Raw genomic sequence first — 21,721 nt, 5'->3', positions numbered from 1 at the left:
TATTATAAGATTGCCAAACTGATATATCAGAGCACGAAGTGAGAGGCGCGGCCTCCGAGCGAGGTCGTCACCCCCGTTTGGTTCGGGAGAGCGAATTGCAGAACCCATCGCCGCAGACCTACCCGCCCCAGCCCGTTCCTGTCGCTGAACTGCTGGCCGGCACCCGGCTCGATCCGAGGGCCAACATCACCTTTCAGGTGTTCGATGCCCTGCGGGATCTCATCGTTTCGGTGAAGCTGCGCCCCGGTCAGAGACTTTCGGAGAAAGAGATCGCCGCTGCGCTCGATGCCAGCAAGACACCGGTGCGCGAGGCGCTGATCCGGCTCGACGAGGTGCAGCTGGTCAAGATCGTGCCGCAAAGCGGGACCTACGTCACAAAGATCTCGGTCAGCCGCTACACGACCGCCTGCTTCATCCGGTTGCAACTCGAACTCGGGGCCGTGCACGACGCGGCGACCCGCCCGGATCCCCGCCATCGGGTCGAGGATCTCGACGGCATTCTCGGCCTGCAATCCGACGCGCTCGACCGCGATGACGCCACCGCCTTCTTCGAACTCGACGAGAGATTTCACCGCCAACTCTTCGTTCTGTCCGGACATGCCGATGCCTGGGCCACCGCCCGGCGATCGCAATTCGACCTGAACCGCGCCCGGCTCATTCGCCGCCAGCACCGAATTCTGCGCGGCCCCGAGGTGATCGCGGAACACGCCGCGATCGCGGACGCGATTCGCGCCCGCGACCCACAAGCTGCCGAGGCCGCGCTCCGGGCGCATATCGGTGATCTGGACCGGCAGGTCGGTGTCCTCTTCACGGATGAAAGGCTGCACGGGCTGATCGAGTTGCCGACCGCGAACTGACGGGGCGGCCCGACGCGGCCGAGCCGGATGCAAGGACTGGACGCGGTAAGGAGGCCGCGCCGGCACGACCATGGGTGAGCCTCCGCTCGGGGCGCGCACCCATGAATGAACGATTTGCGCAAGAGGGAGGACAGTATGCGTAGAGCGTCTTTGGTTTCGGCCATCCTGAGCACGACATGCCTGGCCAGCGCGGCCGCCGCAGAGGAGGAGCTGCGGATCACCGATACGCCGCTGGAGCTTTCAATCCACATGCATTGGGACCGCTCCCAAGGCTATGACGAAAGCTACCCGGTAGAGCAGAAGGCACGCGAGCTGACCGGTATCCACCTGATCGAAGCGACGGCCGGCAAGAACACCAACGACACGCGCGAGGCGATGAACCTGCTGCTGGCGATGGGCAGGATGCCCGATATCGTCGGCAGCCAGCTCATCAAGCAGCCAGTCAATGAATATGGCCCGCAGGGCGCCTTCCTGCCGCTGAACCAGCTGATCGAGGAGCATGCACCCCACATCAAGGCCTTCTTCGACGAACGCCCCGAGCTGCGCCGGGCGATCTCGGCCTACGACGGCAACATGTACTACATCCCCTATCTGCCCGACGGGAAATACGGCCGAGCCTACTTTGTCCGGCAGGATTGGCTCGACAAGCTGGGCCTCGAGCGTCCCGACGATGTCGACGCGCTTTACGACACGCTCGTCGCCTTCCGTGATCAGGACCCCAACGGCAACGGAAAGAAAGACGAGATTCCGTTCTTCGTGCGCGATTGGGAAGAGCTGATGCGGCTCGTGGTGCTCTGGGATGGCCGCTCCTCGGGCTCGGACACGTCGCATGATTTCATGGTCAATGATGATGGCGAGGTGGTGCACCCCTACGCTCAGGAGAACTACAAGATCGGCCTCGCCAACATCGCGCAGTGGTATCGCGAGGGGCTGATCGACCGGGAGGTGTTCACCCGTGGCTCCAGCGCCCGCGACTACCTGCTTGGCGAAGATCTGGGCGGTATGACGCATGACTGGTTCGCTTCGACCTCGGGCTACAACGCCTCGCTTTCGGGCGAGATCGAGGGCTTCGACTTCGTGCCGATGCTGCCGCCGAAATCGGTCAGCGGCCGCCGCATCGAGGAGCATCGTCGCATCCCGATCAAGCCCGATGGCTGGGCGATCAGCCACTCCAACGCGCACCCCGTCGAGACCATTAAATATTTCGACTTCTGGTTCACGGAAACGGGTCGCCTGCTGTCGAATTTCGGGATCGAGGGCGAGCAGTACGAGATGATCGACGGCGAGCCAGTGTTCAAACCGGAGGTGCTGAACAGCGACCAGCCGGTGAACAGCCAGCTCTGGGCCATCGGCGCGCAGATCAAGAAGGGCTACTGGCAGGACTATCGCTACGAGTGGCAATGGACCGCCCCCGCCGCGCGCGAGGGAATCGAACTTTACGACTCCCACGATCTGCTTGTGGACCAGTTCCTCGGCGTCGCCTTCAGCAAGGAGGAGCAGGCGGTCTACGACAAGTACTGGCCCTCGATCCAGAGCTACATGCTGGAGCGCCAGCAAGCCTGGGTGCTCGGCAATGGCGATGTCGAGGCGGATTGGAACGGCTATCTCGCGACGCTCGACAAGATGGGCTTCGACGAGGTGATCGAGGTCATGAACGCCGCCTATGCGCGGCAATACGGCTGAGCCCCTCGCCTCACACATGCCGCGGTCGATCCGATCGCGGCATGCCTCTGCCCGGCCGGCGCACCGACCGATCCGGCGCGAGCGCGTCTGGCACCCAGAAACTCCCTAAATCGCCGTTAGGCCAAAAGTAGGATAACATGACTAGAGTCTTGATTTACGGGACCGGTTTCGCCGGTCAGGGTCACGCCGAGGCATTCCGGGGCGCCGGGGCCGACGTCGTGGGGATCGTCGGCCGCACCCCGTGCGTCGTAGACGAGGTCGCCCGGAACATGGATATCCCCTATTCTGGGACCGACTGGCAGGAGGCACTCGAGACCTGCCGTCCCGACATCGTCTCCATCGCGACCCCCGGCGGCGCCCATTACGAACCGATCAAGCAGGCGATCGCGTTCGGCTGCCACGTGTTCTGCGACAAGCCGATGACGGCGGAGGGTGACACGGCGGCCGAGCTTTACGAGCTGGCGCGGCGGAAGGGGGTCAAGACGGCCTATGCCGCGAGCTTTCGCTACGCCCCGAGCATCCTGCATGCCAAGCGGCTCGTGGCCGAAGGCGCGATCGGCGCGCCTACCGAGGTCGAATGCATTTCGCATTTCAACCTCGAACGCGAGATCCCCTTCGGCTGGTCGCACCGCAAGGAGGAAGGCGGCGGACGCCTCAACAACAACTTCACCCACACGCTGTCGATCGTGACCTCGGTGCTGGGTAACAGGATCCTGTCGATCGCGGGCGAGGTGCGGGACGATCTGGGCCGCGCGCCGATCGTCGAAGGGGTGCACAACTTCGCCACTCGGCGCGACTTCATCCCCCAGAACCTCGACGACCCCTCGCTTGAGTGGGGCGAGAGCGATGTCGAGTGGTCCTATACGGTAATGGCGCGGCTGGAGAGCCGTTTCGCCGACACCCCGGTCTCGGTGCTGTTCAAGCATGGCGGGCTGGTGCCGCGCTTCCACGAGGATCATATCGTCTTCTACGGCACCAAGGGGGCGATCTACGCCAAGGGCCATTACGGCAGCGGTCAGCTGTATCTGCATGAGAACAAGGCCTGGCGGGAATTGCCGCTGCCCTGCGACATCGCCGCTTCCGTGCCGGATGTGCGCGGCGAGACCGAGCAGTGCTGGCACCATCTTGCCCGCGAGTTCGTGCGCGACGTTCGCGGCGAGACGGTCGAGCCCTACCCGACCTTCAGGGAGGGCAGTCAGTACCAGCAGATCATCGACCTGATCCGCAGGAACGACAACTGGACGGATGTGACCGGTCTCGCCTGAAAACGGTTCGATCCACGCGCATTCCCGAGGATGCGCCACGACAAGCCGCCGGGCCGCGCCGGCCCGGCTCTCAATCATCCATGAACGGCCCGAAGGGCCGGCAGGCGGGGTCCGCGCTCCTGCGGGAGCGGCGATCACCGCCCGCTTCGAGGGAGACCCGACCCCATGAAGATCACCGATGCCAAGCTGTTCGTCGGCGGCCCGGCTAAGAACTACGTCACGCTCAAGATCATGACCGATCAGGGCGTCTATGGCCTGGGCGATGCGACACTCAACAACCGCGAGACCCTGCCCGCGAAATACCTGCAGGACTACCTGATCCCGAACCTGATCGGGATGGACCCGCGCCGAAGCGAGGACATCTGGCAATTCCTCTATCGTGGCGCCTATTTCCGGCGCGGCCCCATCGCCATGGCGGCCTATGGCGCCATCGACATGGCGCTTTGGGACATCAAGGGCAAGCTCGCCAACATGCCGCTCTACCAGCTCTTCGGTGGCAAGAGCCGCGATGGCGCGCTGGTGTACGCCCACGCCACAGGCGCCGATCTCGAGGACCTGATGGACTCGATCGCCCATTACGTCGAGGCGGGCTACAAGGCGGTTCGCGTGCAATGCGGCATCCCCGGCATGCCGACGGCGAGCTACGCGGTGCCCGAGACGAAGGGTGACGTGAAGAACTACATCACCGATTACAGCGGCATCCGGCCCAAGCTCGAAATCTGGGACAGCGACAAGTACCTGCGCTTCATGCCCGAGGCGCTGATGCGGATCCGAGAGCGGTTCGGCCCCGAGCTGAAGATCCTGCACGACGTGCACCACCGGCTCACCCCGCGCGAGGCGGCGGCCTTCGCCAAGGAGGTCGAGCCGGCGCGGCTGTTCTGGCTCGAGGACCCGACCCCCGCCGACGATCAGGACGCGCTCAGGCTGCTGCGGCAGCACTCCACCGTGCCGGTGGCCATAGGCGAGGTGTTCAACTCGATCTGGGATTGCAACAAGCTGATCGAGAGGGAGATGATCGACTTCATCCGCGTCGCCGTCACCTATGCCGGCGGCATCACCCATGTGAAGCGGATCGTCGATCTCGCCGGGTTGCACCATGTGCGCACCGGCTTTCACGGGGCGCCGAGCCATTCGCCGATCTGCATGGCGGCGCATGCGCATCTCAACGCATGGGCGCCCAATTTCGGGATTCAGGAATACCTCGTTCTGGGCACGCCGGAATGCGACGCGCTGTTTCCGTCCGAGCACCGGATGGAGAACGGCATGGTCTTCGTCAGCGACGCACCCGGTCTCGGCGTCGATTTCGACGAGACGGAGGCCGCGCGCTACGAATACAGGCCCGGCAGCCACCCCGTCGTGCGGCTCGAGGACGGCACGATGTGGAACTACTGAGGCGCATCCCGGGCGGGGCGAGCTTCCCTGCCCCGCTTACGGCCGGGCGTCCGGGGACTTATCGCGCCCGGCCCTGCTGTCAGGCCAAACCCGTCCTGAATGGCGAGTGCCTTGCCACGGCTATCCGTTTCGGGCCTCATCCATGGCCATGATCATTCGTTCGGAAACCCCGGCCGACGTGGATGCGATCCGCCGGCTGACGACCGCCGCCTTCGAGCCGATGCGCTTCAGCGACGGCACGGAGGCGGACGCGCTGGACAGGCTGCGGCGGGACGGCGACCTCGCCCTTTCGCTGGTCGCGCTCGAAGGAGAAGAGATTTTGGGCCATGTCGCGTTCTCGCCAGCCGCGATCGGCAAGACGCGCGAAGGCTGGTTCGGAGTGGGCCCGGTCTCCGTCCTGCCCGCCCGGCAAGGCGTGGGGATCGGCTCGGCTCTGATGCAGGCCGGTCTGACGCGGCTCGGCGCGCACGGAGCGAAAGGGTGCGTGCTGATCGGCGACCCTGCCTTCTACGGACGGTTCGGCTTCGTCAGCGACGGTGCTCTCACCTACAAGGATATTCCGACGAGGCATGTCCAACGGCTCGCCTTCGGAAGCGACCGGCCCGAAGGCGAGGTGAGATTCAGCGACGGCCTGCAGGATTAAGCCCACCCCGACGGTTGGACGCAGACCTCACTCCGCGGCGAGGCCGCGCTTCCATTCGCCCTTGTAGAGCCGCAGGTGGAAAAGCGGGAACTTGACCAGCTCCTCGATCAGGAACAGCGCGAAGACCCAGGTCACCGACAGGTCGAGATGCAGCACGAAGAGCGCGGTCAGCGGAATCCGCACCAGCCATTGCGCCGCGACGAAGATGTTCATCACGTAGAGCGTGTCGCCCCCGGCCCGAAGCGTCTGGCCGCAGATGGCGTTCGACCCCTTGGGAAAGGGCAGAAGCAACAGCACCGGCAGGAAGCTCAGCAGCGCCGCGGTGGTTTCCTGTTCGAGATTGCCATAGATCCAGCCCGATCCGAGGCAGATGAAGAGATAGGTGGTCGAAACCAGCCCGGCCGCAACGAAGGCCATGCGCCAGGCGCGGACCAGGAAGCGATCCAGCTCATCGCCGCTGCGGTTGCTGCCCAGAAGCTGCGCCACGATGATGCCCGTCGATTGCGCCCAGGCGATGCCGAATGTTCCCGCCGCCTGCACCCATGGCAGGATCAGCGTGATCGCGGCGAACTGGTTCACGCTCATCTTGGCGAAGAGCAGCATCGCGGCATAGTTCGCGACCGCGTTGCTGACGAAGGTACCGGCGATCGGCATCGAGAAGTTGAGATGCCGCCCCAGCGACTGCCACAGCGTGCCGTTGAGCCAGCCCGGCTCGCTTCGATAGCTGCCGGTTTCGCAGTGAAAGGCGCGGGCGAGGTAGAGCGTGCGGGCCAGAGCCCCGAGTGCGCTGCCGATCGCGGCACCTGTGACGCCGAGCCCCGGCAGCCCCGCGGCCCCGTGGATCAGCAGGTAGCTTGTCGCCACGTTGATCGGAATCGCGAAAACATAGCTCTTGAGCGGGATGATGGTGCGGCCGCTGCCGTTGAAGAAGCTGCCCACGCATTGCGCCACCGCCTCGCAGAGCACCACCAGGAGAAAGATGTTGAGATATGCCCTCGCCTGCTCCGCGATCCAGGGCGTATGCGCGATGCGGTCGAGGACCAGCCCGCCGAAGGCCGCAACGAAGACGGTGCCGATCATGGCGACGGCGAGGTTGGTGATCAGCCCGGCATAGAAGCCGGTCTTGAGCGCCACCGGCCGACCCGAACCGACCGCCTGGGCCAACCGGATCTGGGTGGCGGTGGAGAAAGCGAAGAGCGTGCCGACCAGCAGCGTGCCGAAGGCCGAGGCGAGACCCATCGCGGCCAGCGCCGGCTCGCCCAGCCCCGAGACGAGATAGGCGTCGATCAGCACGATGCCGTTGACCATCATCGCCTTGAAGGTCAGCGGCCATGCGACGTCGAAAACGGTGCGGTTCGAGGGCGTCGCGCGGCGGGTGGCAGTGTCAGACATCATGTTCCATCAAACCGATTGGCGCGGCCCCCCTTGGGACCTGCGCTCGAAAATCGAAACCCGGCGCGACGCGCGCGCCGCAAGCGACGACAAGGGCCCCTGGGGCCCGCTCCGACCTGCAAGGTCGTGCATGCGGACGGCCGGGGAATACCCCCGGCCGCCGCCATCGATCTGCGATGTCAGGAGCCGTGCTCCACATCCAGTTCGAAGAATGTCACCTGGTCGAAATCGCGTTCCGGCCGATCGCTGGTGTTGTTCTGCGAATAGGCGCCCGCCTTGAAATACATGAAGTCGTCCGCGACCGAGTAGCCGCTCTCGCTCATGTCGTAGGGCTCGGCCTCGACCCGGCTGCCGTCGTCGCGGGTGATCGCGACATGCAGCATCGGGTGCACCACGCCATCGCGTTCCTCGCCGCGCACCGCGATCTCGTAGGCGAAGGTCTCGTCGAGCGCGATGCCATCATCGGGGTTCTCGGCATGATTGCCGCGGCTGCCGATCATCTCGACATAGACGTCGTCCTCGCCCACCGCCTCATGCGCGAAATAGATCGAGCCGAACTTGTTGCCGGGGAGCTTGCGGTAATAGAGCCGGATCGGCTCGTCGTCCTTGGCGTGGATCTGGCCGATGATGACGCGCCCGACCTTGCCCGCCTCGCCGATCCGGGTGACCTGGTTCACCGCCAGCGTCGCACGCATCACGCCGTCGACGCCGCCCGCCATCGCCTGCGCCTCTTCGGGGGCCGAAGAGAAGACCCAGTTGTTGGCGTTAGGCGTGCCATCGTCGTTGCGGGTGGAGATGCTCTCGTCGCCACGACGGATCATCTCGCGCAGTTCGGAGCGGGCATAGCTCGAGCCGGAGGTGGTGAAGCCGCCCGGCACGGTGCGGAATACCATGCCACCAGTGACCGGGTCGGTGTAGAAGAACCGGTCGTCGGACCAGCCCTGCAACTCGTTCTCGGAGATCTCGTCGACCTTGCCGTCCTGGTCGAGATCGGCGGGCAGCGTCAGCTTCCAGCCGGCCAGATCGAAATTCCCGCTGGGGGGCAGGTCGATGCGCAGGTCCAGCCCGGTCTTGCTCATGTTGGCCACCCGCGCCGTGTCGCTGCCGTCGTTCAGATCCGCGACCTCGCCCGAGCCGCAGCCATAGGCCTGCACCTCGATCAGGCTGTTCCAGCCGCTGGCCTCGTTGCCCTGCCCCGTGAGCCGCAGGTAGCGCGCCGGGGTCGCCGGCACTTCGAACCGCTCGATCGCGGTGCTCTGCCCGGCGCTCTGGCCGCCCGAGATCAGCGAGGTCCAGCTTTCGCCATCCTCGGAGGCCTCCAGGTCGAAACTGGTGCGCCGCTCGTCGCCCTTGTAAAAGGCGAGCCCGACCTCGCGCAGCGCCTGCGCCTCGCCCAGATCGAGGGTGAGCTGCTTGCCCGCCCCTTCTGACGACCAGCGCGAGTCCGGGGCGAAATCATTGTCGAAGACCCGTTCGGGCCCGTATTCGGCGTCGAAGCTGCCGTCATCGCTGGCCGAGACGATGGCCAGCGGCGAAATGTCGGCGCAGGTCTCGGGCGCCTGTGCCGCGGCTTGGGTGACGGGCCAGAGCGCGCCGGCCAGAAGCAGCGTGACTCCGCTGCGCAATACTATGGTGGTGTTCATTTTGTCGCTCCTCCCCGAGCGGTCAAAAGGCGCATGCGCGCCGGGAAACTGGAAAATGGACTGGTCGATGCCGTCAGGACGCGCGTGCCGCCGCAGCCTCCTCGCTTGTGGTGGCGGGCAAGATGGCGCCGGGCGCGGCAACGACCCGCGCCGCCATCTCGTGGGCGCGGCGCAGCGCCTCGTCGACACCCTGCCCCTCGACCCAGGCCGCGAGAAATGTGCCGTCGAAGCTGTCGCCCGCGCCGGTGGTATCGACGACCCGCTCCGCCCGCGCGAAGACCGGCTCGCGTCCGCCCGGGTCCGGCACCAGAAGCCGTGGCCCCGCCCCGCCGCGTTTCAGGACACAAAGCGACATGCCATAGCCCTTGAGCCGACGCGTTGCCTCCGCCTCGCTCTCACCGAACAGCGCCATCTCGTCGTCGATCGATGGAAAGCCGATATCGGTGACGGCCCAGGCCCGGTCGATCGCCGCGCGCGCGGCCGCCACGCTCTCCCACAGGCGCGGGCGGTAATTGCTGTCGAAGCAGATCGCGACGCCCGCCCGCCGCAGCGACGCCAGCCGGTCGAGCAGCGCCGCACGCACCGACGCCGACAGGATCGCCAGAGTGATGGCCGAAAGGAACACGTGGCTCGCCCCGTCGAGCGCGGCGAAATTGGGGGCCGCGTCGGGGCCGAACATCCGCCGCGCCGCCGAGGCATCACGCCAATAGGCAAAGCTGCGCTCGCCCTCGGCATCGGTCTCGATCGCGTAGAGGCCGGGGCCGCGATCGGGGTCGAGGTGAATGCGCGCGACACCGACGCCATGCGCCTTGGCGAAGCTCATGATCCGGTCCGAGAACCGGTCGCGTCCCAGCGCCGTCACCAACTCGACCCGTGCCGCGCCGCGCAGGGCGCGCCGCATGTAGATCGCGGCGTTGAGCACGTCGCCCGCCACGCCGAGCCGGGCGGTCTCCTGCGCTTGCGGTACCGACAGCTCGATCATCGGCTCCCCGACGAAGAGGATGAGGGGAGACGTCACGACAGGACGCCTCCGCGCATCTCGGCGGGCAGAAGTGTCTCGGGGATGTTCTGGAAGCAGACCGGGCGCAGGAAACGACGGATCGAGAGCGTGCCGACCGAGGTGGCCCCGAAATTGGTCGAGGCGGGGTATGGCCCGCCATGCACCATGGCGTCGCAGACCTCGACCCCGGTCGGGAAGCCGTTGGCCAGCACCCGGCCCGCCTTGCGTTCGAGCAGGCGCAGGAGCGGCGCGGCATCCTTCGCATCGCTCTCCTCGATCTGCAGCGTCGCGGTAAGCTGTCCCTCCAACCCCTGCGCCACGGCGCGCATCTCGCCGACGTTCCGGGCCAGAACCACGACACCGAGCGGGCCGAAAGCCTCCTCGTGCAGCGACGTGTCCGCGAGCCAGTCGCTGGCGCGGGTCACGAAGAGCGCGGGCGCGGCGTGGCGGGCGTCGCTCTCGCGCGCGAGCCGCGTCTCGGCCCGGCCATTGGCCGCCAGCGCCTCGCGCGCCGCGCGGTAGGCGCCGGCGATGCCCGGCGTCAGCATCGGCTGGTCGGGCGCTTCGTTCAGCGCCGCCTGCGCCGCATCGACGAAGCTTTCGGCCCGGTCGCCCGCGGGCAGCACCACGACGCCGGGATTGGTGCAGAACTGTCCCGCCCCCATCAGCAGCGACGCGGCCCAGCCGGTGGCGATCTCTCCGCCCCGCGCGGCCAGCGCGCGCGGCAGCACGAAGACCGGGTTGATCGAACCCAGTTCACCGAAGAACGGGATCGGGTCGGGCCGCTGCGCGCAGAGGTCGAACAGGGCGCGGCCACCGGCGAGAGAGCCGGTGAAGCCCACGGCCCGGATCAGCGGATGCCGCACCAGCGCCTCGCCCACGGCGCGGTTGCCGCCCTGGATCTGGCCGAACACGCCCGGGTGCAGCCCCTCGGCCTGCCGCGCCGCATCGACCGCCTGCGCCACGATGTCGGCCACGCCGGGATGGGCCGAGTGGCCCTTGACCACCACGGGGCAGCCCGCCGCCAGCGCCGCCGCCGTGTCGCCGCCCGCGCTCGAGAAGGCGAGCGGGAAGTTCGAGGCGCCGAACACCGCCACCGGGCCGATCGGGCGCTGCATCATCCGCAGTTCGGGGCGCGGCAGCGGCTGGCGCTCGGGCAGCGCCTTGTCGTGGCGCAGGTCGAGATGCTTGCCCGCCTCGACATGGTCGGCAAAGAGGTTGAGCTGGGCCACGGTGCGGCCACGCTCACCGTTCAGCCGGGCCTCCGGCAGGCCGGTCTCGCGCATGCCGATCTCGGTGATCTCGGACCCGCGCGCCTCGATCTCCCGGCCGATACGGCGCAAAAAGGCGGCGCGCTGCGCACCGCTGGTGGCCGAATAGCTGTCGAAGGCCGCTTCCGCCGCCGCGCAGGCCCGCTCGACCAGCTCGGGGTTGCCCGCCTGGAACGTCTCCGGCGTGCCGTGGATCGGCTGGTTCTCGAAGGTCGTGCTGCCGTCGAGCCATTCTCCGGCGATCAGGTGCTTGGTCTTGAGCATGGAAAGCTCCTTTCGGATGTCGTCGCGGCGGGCCAGCCCGCCCGCGTCAGGCGGGCGAATGGGGATGAAATCTGCGGGCGAGCGGGCCGCGCCCCGCGAGAGGGCGGCGCTCGGAGCCCGCGGGGAATTGACGGGGCCGCCGCGCAGGGCGGCCCCGGGGGAGGATCAGGAGAAGACCAGGCCGCCGTTGATGTCGACATTGGCGCCGGTGATGAAGGACGCCGCCGGCGAGGCCAGGAACACCGCCAACTCGGCCACCTCCTCGGAGGTGCCCTCGCGCTTCAGCGGCGTGTTGCCCGCCACCATCTTGCGCACCTCGGGCTTGGTGAAGATGTTGTGGAAATCGGTGTCGATCAGGCCGGGGCAGAGCGCGTTGACGCGGATCGCCGGGGCCAGCTCCTTGGCCATGCCGCGGGTCATGGTCATGATCGCGCCCTTGGCCGCGCCATAGGCCAGCGCGCCGCCGCCGGCGCCGTCGCGGCCCGCTTGAGAGGCCATGTTCACGATCGCGCCGCCCTCGGTCATGTGCGGCAGCGCCGCCTGCACCAGCAACAGCGCCGAGGTGACGTTGACATCCATCACCGCCTGCCAGTGCTCGAGCGTGATCTCGGGGATGGTCTTGCGGGCGATCAGCCCGCCGGTCACGGGCATCACCACGTGGATCGTGCCGAAGGTCTCCGCCGCCGCGGCGACGAAGGCCTTGACCTGCGCGGGGTCAGTCATGTCGCCCTGCATGGCGAAGGCGCGGCCGCCCATCTCCTCGATTTCGCGCACGGCCGCCTCGGCGCCCGCGCCGCTCTTGTAGTAGTTGATCGCGACATTGGCGCCCGCCTTGGCGAGGCGGATGGCGCAGGCGCGGCCGATGTCGCGCCCGCCGCCAGATACGATCGCGGTCTTGCCCTTGAGTTCCATGTGTTCGGTCCTTCGAATTGAGGTGGATTGCGTCACCCGGGGGCTCGGCCCGGGCGGCAGAGACGTCAGGTGCGCGCGAGCTTCTTGATCACCCGCTTGAAGGTGCGTTCCTCGGCGTCGGTGAAGTAGAGGTCGCAATCGTAGCCCTGATCGTCGAGGAAGTGGAAAATCCGCTTCGGCGCGTCGAGCCGATAGGGCACGAGCAGCGTCGCGATCCGGTGCCGCGTCGCCTCCGGGAACCGCGCCGTGAGGCAGGTGCTGACCGGCAGCCCCTCGTATTCCTGCGGGTCGACGCCCGGAAAGCCGGTTTCCTGGCTCAGCCGCGGCATCCCCGCCTCGGACCAGACGACCTGCCCGTAGAACCCCGCCTTGCGGCCGGTGTAGCGGAACGAGGCCTGCCCCAGATCATAGGGACCGTTGGCGTGCAGCAGCCAGTCGATCGAGACCGGGCTCTCGGCGTCGATGCTGTCGACGATGACGAAGTAGTCGTCATGGACGAAATGCACTTCACGGCTGACATGGGTCACCTCTGGGCTCAGCGAGCGGTAGGCCTCGGTCGCGTCGCCATGGATGTAGATCTCCTCGCCGCGATCCTCGGCCGCGAGGATCCGGCCGGTCGCCGCCATGGCGCGCGCCTTGTCCTTGTCCGCGTATTGCCCCTTGCCGTTGACCAGAATCGCGTTCTTCGACCGGGTCTGACGGCGCCAGCCCTGATGCATGGTCGAGTTGAAGGCGACGTAGTGCCCCGACTGGATCGCCAGATCCTCTCCGAAGGCCGAGAGGCAGAACGCGTTCTGGTCCCCATGGCTGTGGCTGATCGAGCCGAAGGGCGAGGCCTTCATCACGAATTGCAGGTGTCGGTCCGGATCACCCATATGGCTCTGGATGGCGGCCCAGCCGATCCCCTTAAACCAGCGTAGCCGGTCCTCGGCGCCCGGCGCCGCGCCCTCGACCTGCGGCCAATCATGGCGATACATCAGGTCGTCGAAGTTCAGGTCCCACCAGCCGTAATTGTAGAACGCGCCCTCGGTACCCGGATCGTTGCGGCAGATCTCGTCGAAATACCACTGGTAGGCGGGGTTGCCGGTGACGCCCGCATATTGGCGCAAATTGTAGCCGATCTTCAGGCAGGGCAGATCGCCCATGGTGCTGTCGTCGCCGAAGGTGGCACGGCGGGTGTCGGGCGCCTTTGTATAGAGCGGGAAATCCCCGGTCTTCTGGAAGAACGGCCGCTCGTAGAGGTTCAGTCCCGTGAAGGATTTCAGCAGGTTGGCCGCCTCGGTGAGATAGGCCATGCCGGTCATCCAGTAATGCGGCCCCTCGGCCCAGCCGCCATCGCTGTCGCCCCATGGCGAGTAGACGGTCCAGAGGAACTCGATCGAGTAGTCGAGCCACTCGCGCGCCTCGGGCTCTTCGTCGAGAAGCGCGATGCAGGCGGGCACGAGCACCGCCGAGACCGAGCGCACCGCGTGGCTGTCATAGGGGAAGAGGTGGATATGCGCATGGCGGATCACGTGATCGGCCACCTCGCGGGTCCGCACCAGGAGCGCCTGGCGGACGCGCGCCTCCTCGTCCTCGTCGAGCACGTCGCGCAGCCAGTCATAGCCCCATGCCAGCGCCACGGCGACGCGGAAGGCCCATTCGTCGGTATAGCCGCGCGAGGTGGTGCCCGCCGGATCCCAGTCGGCAGCCGAGAGCAGCCATTCCTTCGAGCGGGCGAGCATGGCCTCGTCGCCCAGCACCTTGCCCGCGACGGCGAGATGGCGGATCGCGTAGATCAGCTCTTGGCAGTCGATATAGGTCTGACGCCAGATCGGCGCGGTGCGGGTGTTGTTCGGATATGGCGCGGGTTCGGCCATGATCTCGCGGTCGAGCCATGGCTTGACCGACTTGTCGAAGAAGTTCTGCCAGTTGCAATGCTGCGGGTCGGCCGCGACCGCCTCGCGGAATGCCGCGAGCTCTTCGGGGCCGAGCCACAGCCGCGGATGCGCCATGTCGGCGCGGGCATAGCGCTCGGCGCGGTTGGGCAGCGGCGTCTCGGGCAGCGCCTCGGGCAGATCGAAGGCGCGGGACCTGCTCCAGCGGGTGGCCGGACGCTTGGCGTCCGTGTCCCAGACCGCGTAGGACCAATGCCAGCGGCCCGGCGGCAGCGCCGCGTCGGGCGTCAGGAAGTTGAGCGGCAGGTCGGTGAAGAGCCGGGTCGCGTCGTCGGCGTAATCCGGGTCGGTCGAAACGCGCAGCACGTAGCGCGCCGCCTCGTCGACCACCGGCAGCCAGGTGAAGCGCGGCGGGTTCTCGGCGATCTCGGTGCCCTCTTCGGGGGCGTAGCGGATGTTGAGCCGGCCGGCGGCGGGTTCGTCGAGATAGGCGGTCTGGGGTTCGGCGGTCATGGTGGCCATGCGCTTGCATCCTTGGTCGAATGGGAGATCGGGGGTTCCGGGGGGTCGTGATCGCCCCCCGGAACCGGGGCGTCAGCTTTCGTACTGGCGCTCGTAGGCGGAGTTCATCACCTCCAGCACGTCGCTCAGACCGCGCTTGTCGAGCTGGGCCATGTACTCGTCCCAATCGGCTTCGACGTCGCCGGTGCCGAGGATCCAGGCCTGCTGACGCTCCAGCATGTAGGTGAGGATCGAGGGCCAGTACTTGTCGTAGACCGCCTGCTCCTCCTCGTTGAAGGAGACACCGAGGAATTGGTCGATCAGCAGGTCGTTCTGCTCGTAGAGCTCGATGCCCTCGCGCGCGTCGTCGGAAGTCCACTGCCATTCATAGGCGTAGTCCATGTAGTAACCGCGCGGGATCTGCGCGCCGATCTCCCACATCTGGCTGTTAACCGGCTGGTCGCTGGTCAGCACCTCCTCGGTGTAGACCGGCTCGCCATCGACCATCTCGTAATGCACGCCCTCGACGCCGAAATTCGACAGCCGCCGGCCTTCCTCGGTGAACCAGAAGTCGAAATACTTGATCGTCTCGACTGGATGCTCGTTGGCATAGCTGATCGCCCAGCCGTCGGGCTTGAGCGGGGTGCGGCGGTGCTCCTCGATGCGCTGACCGCTGACGCTCTCGGGCGGCAGCATCGGCGCGAAGTTGAAGCCCGGCACCTTCTCGGCGAGGGCGGCGTTGTAGCCGGAGGTCGAGGCGAACCAGTCATGGGTCAGGCCGCCGAGATTCTCCGACAGCAGGTATTCGCGGGCGCTGGAGCCGCGGGTGAAGATCTCGGGGTCGATCAGCCCCTCGGCATACCACTTGGCGAGGTTCTTGATGCCCTCGCGGTAGCCCTCGGTGGCGTAGGGATGCTTGACCTCGCCATTGTCGACGTAGAAGTCGTGATAGGTGTCCGAACCCGATGAGCGGCCGTCCCACAGGGTCACGAAGCGGATCAGCTCCTCCCACTGGCGCTCGAAGATCGGGATCTCGTCCTTCTTGCCGTTGCCGTTGGGGTCCTGGTCGCGGAACGCCACCAGCACCTGGTAGAGCTCCTCGACATTGTCGGGCCGCTCCAGCCCCAGCGCGTCGAGCCAGTCCTGACGGATGTACCAGGCGCGGCCGAACTTGCCGTCGGGCAGGTAGGGCACGTAGTAGATCTTGCCGTCCGACGAGGCCATGGCGTCGCGCAGTTCGGGCCTCTCGTCGAGCAGCGCCTTGATGTTAGGCGCGTGCTCCTCGATCAGCTCGTCCAGCGGCAGGAAGGCGCCCTGGGGGCCGTACTGGTTGACCGGGTCCTTGATCCGGTTGCCGCCGACGATGTCGGGCAGGTCGCCCTGCGCCAGCAGCAGGTTCATCGCCTCGTTGTGGTCGGGGGTGTTGCGCCCGGCGGTGGCGTCCACGAGGTGGATGCCGGTCATCTCGCGCGCCGCCTGCTCGACCGGGTAATTCTCCTCGTAGCCCTGATTGCGTGGCCAGTGGAAATGGATGGTCAGCTCGAGCGGCTCCTCGACGATCCTGAGATGCTCATCGGCGAAGCCGGGCTGCGCCAGCATGGTGGTAGCCAGGAACGCGGCGGACAGTGTTGTTTTACGCATGGTTTCCCTCCCAAATCGCGTGTCGTTCTCGCGGGTCATTCCTTCACGCCTCCCAGCAGGATGCCCTTGTTGAAGTACTTCTGGACCCACGGGTAGATCAGCAGGACCGGAATGATGGAGCAGACGATGATCGCCGCGGTGACCGTTTCGACCGAATAGGCCGCATCGATCAGGGTGCTGGTGAACTCCTCGTCGTCGGACAGCTCGGCGATCAGCTGGCGCAGATAGACCTGCAGCGGGATCTTGTCCTCGCTCTGCAGCAGCACCATCGCCCAGAAGAAGCCGTTCCAGCGCGCCACGATGCAGAACAGGGTGATCGTGGCGATCGCCGGTTTCGACAGCGGCACATAGACCTTCCACAGCACCTGGAACTCGTTGGCGCCGTCCATCCGCGCCGCCTCCTCGAACGACGACGGGATGGATTCGAAGAAGTTGCGCAGCAGGATGATGTTGAAGGCATTGAGCGCGAAGCCGATGATGATGCCGAAATAGCTGTCGAGAAGCCCCAGATCGCGCATGTTCAGGAAGAACGGGATCAGGCCGGCGTTGAACCACATCGTGAAGGCCACGAAGAGGTTCCAGAACCTGCGCCCGATCAGCTGCGGCCGCGACAGCGCATAGGCGCCGGGAATGATGATCAGCAGGCTCACCGCCGTGCCGCCGAAGGTGTAGATGAAGGTGTTGGCGTAGGAGCTCCAGAACTGCGGCTCGCTCAGCACCCGCTCATAGGCGGCGAGGGTGAACTCGACCGGTGCCAGCACCACCGTGCCGGCGGCGGCCGCGAAACCCGAGCTGAAGGAGACGGCGGCGATGTAGATGAACGGGTAGAGCGTCGAGATCGTGAACAGCCCCACCAGCACCATGTTGGCGATGACGAACCATTTGTCGCCGCGGGAATAGAGATTCATGTTGGCCATTGGCGTGTCCTCCTCACCACAGCGACGTGCGCGACACGCGCTTGGAGATGGTGTTGGCGGTCATCACCAGGATGAAGGCGACGACGGCGTTGAACAGGCCGGCCGCGGCGGCGAGGTCGTATTGCCCCTGCTGCAGACCCTGGCGGTAGATGAAGGTGTTGATCACGTCGGCCGTCTCGTAGGTGGCCGGCTGGTAGAGCAGGATGATCAGCTCGAAGCCCACTTCCAGCAGGTTGCCGATGCGGATGATCAGCATGATGATGATCGTCGGCAGGATCGAGGGCAGCGTCACCTTCCACATCATCTGCCAGCGGCTGGCGCCATCGACCACCGCGCTCTCGTAGAGCGAGGGGTTCACGCCCGCGATGGCGGCGAGATAGACGATCGACTGGAAACCCGCCTCCTGCCAGATGCCGGAGCCGACGAAGATCGGCCGGAACCATTCGGGCTTGGTCAGGAAGTAGATCGGCTCCATGCCCAGCCATTCGAGGATGGTGTTCACAATCCCCGCCGATGGCGAGAAGGCCGTGATCACGATGCCTGCGATGATCACCGTCGAGATGAAATGCGGCAGGTAGACGATGGTCTGCGCGGTGCGCTTGTAGGTCTGGTTCAGGATCTCGTTGAACATCAGCGCCAGGATGATCGGCGCCGGAAAGCCGAACAGCAGGGTGAAGAAGCTGATGATCACGGTGTTCCGGATCGCCCGCAGGAACTGGTCGTTCTCGAACAACGTGCGGAAATGCTCGAAGCCGATCCACGGGCTGCCGTCGATGCCGCGGAAGATCGAGTAGTCCTTGAAGGCGATTTGCAGCCCGTACATCGGCTTGTAGAGGAACAGCAGGAACCAGATGATCGTCGGCAGCAGCAGCACGTAGATCTGCCACTCGCGCTTGAAATGATCGCCGAGCCGTGCGGCGCGACGGCGGGCCCGGTCGCGCAAGGCCTCGCGCGACTCGATGACCAGCTCCTCGGTGGAGGGGCCGATATGCTCTTGCTGGCTCATGCCGCCACCCCCATCCGGGAGCCTCCGAGCACCCGGCCGGTGTCGTGGTCGAAGACCTTGATGCGGTCGACCGGCACGTGGAAGGCGGTGACGCCGCTCAGGTGATCGGTGTCGCCACCGGTCTCGGCCTTGATGACGAAGGGCACGTCGCCGATCGAGGTGTGCAGCAGCGCCTCGGAGCCCAGCGTCTCGATCAGGTCAAGCTCGACCGGCACCGTCGAACCACCGCCGACGGGTTCGATCGAGGCGTGCTCGGGGCGGATGCCCACGATGATCTTGCGACCCTGGGCGTTGCGCAGGCTTTCATGCGCCGGCAGCGCGATCCGGGCGCCGTTCGCCACAGCGACCGGGCCGCGATCGCCGGTATCGACCACCGCGTCGAACTGGTTCATCGGCGGCGAGCCGATGAAGCCCGCGACGAAGGTGTTGACCGGGTTGTTGAACAGCTCCATCGGCGTGCCGATCTGCTCAATCCGGCCGTCGCGCATCACCACGATGCGGTCCGCGAGCGTCATCGCCTCGACCTGGTCATGGGTGACGTAGACCGAGGTGACGCCGAGCCGCTTGTGCAGCCGCTTGATCTCGGCGCGCATCTGGGTGCGCAGCTTGGCATCGAGGTTCGACAGCGGTTCGTCGAAGAGGAACACCTCCGGGTGGCGCACGATGGCGCGGCCCATGGCGACGCGCTGGCGCTGACCGCCCGAGAGATCGGCGGGACGGCGGTCGAGATAGCCGGTGAGCCCGAGAATCCCGGCCACTTCCTCGACCGAGGAGGCGATCTCCGCCTTGGGCGTGCGGCGGATGCGCAGCCCGAACGCGATGTTGTCGGCCACGCTCAGATGCGGGTAGAGCGCGTAGTTCTGGAACACCATCGCCACGTCGCGATCCTTGGGAGCCACGCGATTCACCACCCGGTCGCCGATGCGGCAGGTGCCATCCGAGATCTCTTCGAGCCCGGCGATCATTCGCAGCGTCGTGGACTTGCCGCAGCCCGAGGGCCCGACAAGCACCACGAATTCCTTGGGTGCGATCTCCAGATCGATGCCGTGGACGACTTCGAGCGCCCCGTAGCGTTTGACGATTCCCTTGAGATTGACGCCTGACATGGTCCCCTCCCTTTCGGCCCCGACGTGGAAGCACTGCCAGCATGACTACCGGATTCGTCAGGAGTGATCAATACAAATATTGACAACTGACCTGCGAACCGGCAATCAACTGTTAACAAACTCATGCCCCGACTGCTGAGAGGCGCGCGACTGTCTGGCGGGAAAGAAGTGTTAATAGGCGCTTTATCGCCCATTGGCGCGGCCCGCGCTTCGGAACGCATACTAGCGAACCGGACTTTACAAGTTCCGGTCGCCGCGCCCCGGAACGGGACTGGATTTGTTCGGCCTCCCCGCCCGGAGGCCCATGTCATGCCCCGCACCGCGACGGCGCGCGGCGATCTGCCACGAGAGAGGAGACGATGATGCAGGTGAACAGCGATACCCCGGAGGCCTGGATGACCTCCGGCCCCGGCGCCCAGCGGCGCATCCTGTGCGAGAACCCCGAGCTGATGATGGTCGAGTTCCGCTTCGAGAAGGATGGGCGCGGCCTGCCGCACCACCATCCGCATGTCCAGACGACCTACGTGACCTCGGGGCTGTTCCGCTTCACCGTCTCGGGCGAAACCCGCGATCTGGGCCCCGGCGACGCGATGCTGATCCCCTCGAACGCCGAGCATTCCTGCCTGTGCCTCGAGGAAGGCGTGCTGATCGACGCCTTCACCCCGCGCCGCGCCGATTTCATGGAGGCGCACGGCCTGCCGACCGGCTGAACGCAAAGGGCCCCCGCCATGGCGGGGGCCCCTCAAATCATGTCGTCACGGCCACGTCAGGCGTGGCCGATATCGCCCTCGAAGACCCGCCTGCGTGCGTTCTCGATATGGCTGCGCATGGCGCGCCGCGCCGCGTCGCCATCGCGCTCCGAGATCGCCGCGAAAATCGCGTCATGCTCGGCCTGCACCATCGCCAGGCGCTCCTGCGACTTGGTCAGCGACAGGTTGCGGGTGAGGTTGAGGCCGGTGAGGATGTTGGCCTTCATCGAATTGCGCGCGGAAACGAAGTAATGATTGTCGGAGGCGGTGCAGACGGCCGCATGGAACGCCTCGTCGGCGTCGACGCCAAGCTCGCCGGTGCGCACACAGCGATCGAGCTCCTCCAGCGCCTGCTGGATCTGCCGCAACTCCCGCTCGGACCGGCGCTGCGCCGCGAGAAAGGCGGCCTCGCCCTCGATCGCGGCGCGAAACTCGAAGGTGCGCTGGATGTCGGCGATCGAGCCGATCGGCGCGAAATCGAGTACCGCCTCCTCCGGCTTGCGCCGCACGAAGGACCCGGAGCCCTGGCGCGACACCACGACCCCGTCTTCGCGCAGCTGCTTGAGCGCCTGACGCAGCACCGGGCGCGACACGCCCATCTCGAGGCTGAGCTCGTGCTCGGTGGGAAGCTTTTCCCCCACCGCAAAATCGCCCTTCACTATCCGCGACAGCACGCTTTCATAGACCGTGTCGGCCAGCGTCCGGTCGCCGGTGTCGCGGGCGGCCCTCGCCGGGGCCGCCGCCTGCGGGAACTCTATCGCCCGTTTGCCTGTCGCCATGCGCTGTACTTCTCCTTGGTGGCCGGATCGGTCGGCGGGTAGAGGCCGAAGGTCGAAGCGCCCTTCTGCACCTCCTCCATCACGAAGTCCTCGAAGGACGTCATTTCGACCGCTTCCTCGGCGACCTCATCGGCCATGTAACGAGGAATACATACAACTCCCTCGTTGTCTCCGACAATGACGTCGCCGGGAAAAACCGACACGCCGCCGCAGGCGATCGGATCGTTGATCGCCACGGCGTGATGCTTGGTGAGGTTGGTGGGCGCGCTGGGGCGCGAGTGATAGGCGGGCATTTCGAGCTGCGCGATCTCCGGCGTGTCGCGGAAGCCGCCATCGGTGACGATGCCGGCGCAGCCCAGCTGCTGCAGCCGCGTCGCCAGGATGCAGCCTGCGGAGGCCGCGGTCGCGTCTCCGCGCGAGTCGATCACGAAGACCGCGCCCTCGGGGCATTCCTCGACCCCCTTGCGCTGCGCGTTGTCGCGGTCGGCAAAGCTCTCGAGCACATCGAGATCCTCGCGCGCCGGGATGTAGCGCAGCGTGTAAGCCAGCCCCACCATGTTGCGCCCGGCGCGAAGCCGCTGCGGCCCCTGCAGGTAGATGTTGCGGAAGCCGCGCTTGAACAGCGCGGTCGTCAAGGTCGCCGTGCTGACCTGCATCAGCCTCGCATGGGTCTGCGCCCCGAGCGCCGTCATCTCCATCGTCCCCTCCTGCCCGTCCCGTGACGGCTCTGCTTGATGTCGAACCCAAACTATGCGGCTGACCCGCATCTTGTCAAGATTTGTAATTGCCATTTTGACAAACAGTGCCTGGCGCTGTGCTTTTC

Annotated in this window: 18 protein-coding genes; 6 read left to right on the top strand and 12 right to left on the bottom strand. The window is 66.3% G+C overall.

Annotation, left to right across the window (positions count from 1 at the left end):
• The first annotated feature begins 95 nt into the window (after positions 1 to 95).
• The 5 genes from ACRAQ3_RS18670 (at position 96) to ACRAQ3_RS18650 (ending at position 5,840) form a co-directional block, all read left to right on the top strand.
• Positions 96 to 857, top strand: a complete 762-nt coding sequence (locus ACRAQ3_RS18670) for a GntR family transcriptional regulator (RefSeq protein ID WP_432256952.1) — start codon at positions 96 to 98, stop codon at positions 855 to 857.
• Positions 858 to 992: 135 nt separating this feature from the next.
• Positions 993 to 2,540 (top strand): extracellular solute-binding protein, encoded by a 1,548-nt coding sequence (locus tag ACRAQ3_RS18665; protein WP_432256951.1) that lies wholly within the window; start codon positions 993 to 995, stop codon positions 2,538 to 2,540.
• Positions 2,541 to 2,677: 137 nt separating this feature from the next.
• Positions 2,678 to 3,805 (top strand): Gfo/Idh/MocA family protein, encoded by a 1,128-nt coding sequence (locus tag ACRAQ3_RS18660; protein WP_432256950.1) that lies wholly within the window; start codon positions 2,678 to 2,680, stop codon positions 3,803 to 3,805.
• A 165-nt stretch (positions 3,806 to 3,970) separates the two neighbouring features.
• A complete protein-coding gene (manD, locus tag ACRAQ3_RS18655; RefSeq protein WP_432256949.1) occupies positions 3,971 to 5,197 on the top strand; it encodes a D-mannonate dehydratase ManD in 1,227 nt (408 codons plus the stop codon).
• 148 nt (positions 5,198 to 5,345) lie between these two features.
• The gene (locus ACRAQ3_RS18650) at positions 5,346 to 5,840 is read left to right on the top strand and encodes a GNAT family N-acetyltransferase (protein WP_432256977.1); all 495 of its coding nucleotides are present in this window, start codon (positions 5,346 to 5,348) and stop codon (positions 5,838 to 5,840) included.
• 27 nt (positions 5,841 to 5,867) lie between these two features.
• On the opposite strand, the gene ACRAQ3_RS18645 is transcribed toward ACRAQ3_RS18650, so the two are convergent.
• The 10 genes from ACRAQ3_RS18645 to ACRAQ3_RS18600 form a co-directional block, all read right to left on the bottom strand.
• Positions 5,868 to 7,232, bottom strand: a complete 1,365-nt coding sequence (locus ACRAQ3_RS18645) for an MATE family efflux transporter (protein ID WP_432256948.1) — start codon at positions 7,230 to 7,232, stop codon at positions 5,868 to 5,870.
• 179 nt (positions 7,233 to 7,411) lie between these two features.
• Positions 7,412 to 8,875, bottom strand: coding sequence for a polysaccharide lyase family 7 protein (locus ACRAQ3_RS18640; RefSeq protein WP_432256947.1), 1,464 nt, complete (start codon positions 8,873 to 8,875; stop codon positions 7,412 to 7,414).
• Positions 8,876 to 8,948: 73 nt separating this feature from the next.
• Complete coding sequence (locus tag ACRAQ3_RS18635; protein WP_432256946.1) at positions 8,949 to 9,893, bottom strand: sugar kinase; 945 nt, start codon at positions 9,891 to 9,893, stop codon at positions 8,949 to 8,951.
• Positions 9,890 to 11,410: an aldehyde dehydrogenase (NADP(+)) gene (locus ACRAQ3_RS18630; protein WP_432256945.1), complete on the bottom strand. Its 1,521-nt coding sequence runs from the start codon at positions 11,408 to 11,410 to the stop codon at positions 9,890 to 9,892. Before ACRAQ3_RS18630 ends, ACRAQ3_RS18635 begins: the two co-directional genes overlap by 4 nt.
• Positions 11,411 to 11,575: 165 nt before the next feature.
• Complete coding sequence (locus tag ACRAQ3_RS18625) at positions 11,576 to 12,322, bottom strand: SDR family NAD(P)-dependent oxidoreductase (RefSeq protein WP_432256944.1); 747 nt, start codon at positions 12,320 to 12,322, stop codon at positions 11,576 to 11,578.
• 65 nt (positions 12,323 to 12,387) lie between these two features.
• Positions 12,388 to 14,721 carry a DUF4962 domain-containing protein gene (locus ACRAQ3_RS18620; RefSeq protein ID WP_432256943.1) on the bottom strand — a complete coding sequence of 778 codons (2,334 nt, stop codon included), beginning with the start codon at positions 14,719 to 14,721 and terminating at the stop codon, positions 12,388 to 12,390.
• A 72-nt stretch (positions 14,722 to 14,793) separates the two neighbouring features.
• Complete coding sequence (locus ACRAQ3_RS18615) at positions 14,794 to 16,341, bottom strand: extracellular solute-binding protein (protein WP_432256942.1); 1,548 nt, start codon at positions 16,339 to 16,341, stop codon at positions 14,794 to 14,796.
• A gap of 35 nt (positions 16,342 to 16,376) precedes the next feature.
• A complete protein-coding gene (locus tag ACRAQ3_RS18610; protein ID WP_085896480.1) occupies positions 16,377 to 17,258 on the bottom strand; it encodes a carbohydrate ABC transporter permease in 882 nt (293 codons plus the stop codon).
• A 13-nt stretch (positions 17,259 to 17,271) separates the two neighbouring features.
• Positions 17,272 to 18,201: an ABC transporter permease gene (locus ACRAQ3_RS18605; protein WP_432256976.1), complete on the bottom strand. Its 930-nt coding sequence runs from the start codon at positions 18,199 to 18,201 to the stop codon at positions 17,272 to 17,274.
• A 59-nt stretch (positions 18,202 to 18,260) separates the two neighbouring features.
• The gene (locus ACRAQ3_RS18600; protein WP_432256941.1) at positions 18,261 to 19,370 is read right to left on the bottom strand and encodes an ABC transporter ATP-binding protein; all 1,110 of its coding nucleotides are present in this window, start codon (positions 19,368 to 19,370) and stop codon (positions 18,261 to 18,263) included.
• A 362-nt stretch (positions 19,371 to 19,732) separates the two neighbouring features.
• On the opposite strand from ACRAQ3_RS18600, the gene ACRAQ3_RS18595 reads away from it, so the two are divergent.
• The gene (locus tag ACRAQ3_RS18595; RefSeq protein ID WP_432256940.1) at positions 19,733 to 20,080 is read left to right on the top strand and encodes a cupin domain-containing protein; all 348 of its coding nucleotides are present in this window, start codon (positions 19,733 to 19,735) and stop codon (positions 20,078 to 20,080) included.
• A gap of 56 nt (positions 20,081 to 20,136) precedes the next feature.
• Here the strand turns inward: ACRAQ3_RS18595 and ACRAQ3_RS18590 are convergent, their stop codons facing one another.
• Together ACRAQ3_RS18590 and ACRAQ3_RS18585 are read right to left on the bottom strand one after the other, a co-directional pair.
• Complete coding sequence (locus ACRAQ3_RS18590; RefSeq protein WP_432256939.1) at positions 20,137 to 20,898, bottom strand: FadR/GntR family transcriptional regulator; 762 nt, start codon at positions 20,896 to 20,898, stop codon at positions 20,137 to 20,139.
• Positions 20,874 to 21,590 (bottom strand): ribonuclease activity regulator RraA, encoded by a 717-nt coding sequence (locus tag ACRAQ3_RS18585; RefSeq protein WP_432256975.1) that lies wholly within the window; start codon positions 21,588 to 21,590, stop codon positions 20,874 to 20,876. The genes ACRAQ3_RS18590 and ACRAQ3_RS18585 overlap by 25 nt, the downstream gene beginning before the upstream one ends.
• Between the last annotated feature and the right edge of the window lie 131 nt (positions 21,591 to 21,721).

The sequence above is a fragment of the Limimaricola sp. AA108-03 genome (assembly GCF_050847355.1).
In the GTDB taxonomy this organism is placed as follows: domain Bacteria; phylum Pseudomonadota; class Alphaproteobacteria; order Rhodobacterales; family Rhodobacteraceae; genus Limimaricola.
The sequence above is the reverse complement of the archived record's forward strand: the minus strand, read 5'-3'. Positions and strand labels throughout refer to the sequence as shown.

Bases quoted from the DNA above. Each gene is read 5' to 3' on its own strand.
- ACRAQ3_RS18665 (WP_432256951.1), top strand. From the start codon at position 993: ATGCGTAGAGCGTCTTTGGTTTCGGCCATCCTGAGCACGACATGCCTG.
- ACRAQ3_RS18660 (WP_432256950.1), top strand. From the start codon at position 2,678: ATGACTAGAGTCTTGATTTACGGGACCGGTTTCGCCGGTCAGGGTCAC.
- manD (WP_432256949.1), top strand. From the start codon at position 3,971: ATGAAGATCACCGATGCCAAGCTGTTCGTCGGCGGCCCGGCTAAGAAC.
- ACRAQ3_RS18650 (WP_432256977.1), top strand. From the start codon at position 5,346: ATGATCATTCGTTCGGAAACCCCGGCCGACGTGGATGCGATCCGCCGG.
- ACRAQ3_RS18645 (WP_432256948.1), bottom strand. From the start codon at position 7,232: ATGTCTGACACTGCCACCCGCCGCGCGACGCCCTCGAACCGCACCGTT.
- ACRAQ3_RS18640 (WP_432256947.1), bottom strand. From the start codon at position 8,875: ATGAACACCACCATAGTATTGCGCAGCGGAGTCACGCTGCTTCTGGCC.
- ACRAQ3_RS18630 (WP_432256945.1), bottom strand. From the start codon at position 11,410: ATGCTCAAGACCAAGCACCTGATCGCCGGAGAATGGCTCGACGGCAGC.
- ACRAQ3_RS18625 (WP_432256944.1), bottom strand. From the start codon at position 12,322: ATGGAACTCAAGGGCAAGACCGCGATCGTATCTGGCGGCGGGCGCGAC.
- ACRAQ3_RS18620 (WP_432256943.1), bottom strand. From the start codon at position 14,721: ATGGCCACCATGACCGCCGAACCCCAGACCGCCTATCTCGACGAACCC.
- ACRAQ3_RS18615 (WP_432256942.1), bottom strand. From the start codon at position 16,341: ATGCGTAAAACAACACTGTCCGCCGCGTTCCTGGCTACCACCATGCTG.
- ACRAQ3_RS18610 (WP_085896480.1), bottom strand. From the start codon at position 17,258: ATGGCCAACATGAATCTCTATTCCCGCGGCGACAAATGGTTCGTCATC.
- ACRAQ3_RS18600 (WP_432256941.1), bottom strand. From the start codon at position 19,370: ATGTCAGGCGTCAATCTCAAGGGAATCGTCAAACGCTACGGGGCGCTC.
- ACRAQ3_RS18595 (WP_432256940.1), top strand. From the start codon at position 19,733: ATGCAGGTGAACAGCGATACCCCGGAGGCCTGGATGACCTCCGGCCCC.
- ACRAQ3_RS18590 (WP_432256939.1), bottom strand. From the start codon at position 20,898: ATGGCGACAGGCAAACGGGCGATAGAGTTCCCGCAGGCGGCGGCCCCG.
- ACRAQ3_RS18585 (WP_432256975.1), bottom strand. From the start codon at position 21,590: ATGACGGCGCTCGGGGCGCAGACCCATGCGAGGCTGATGCAGGTCAGC.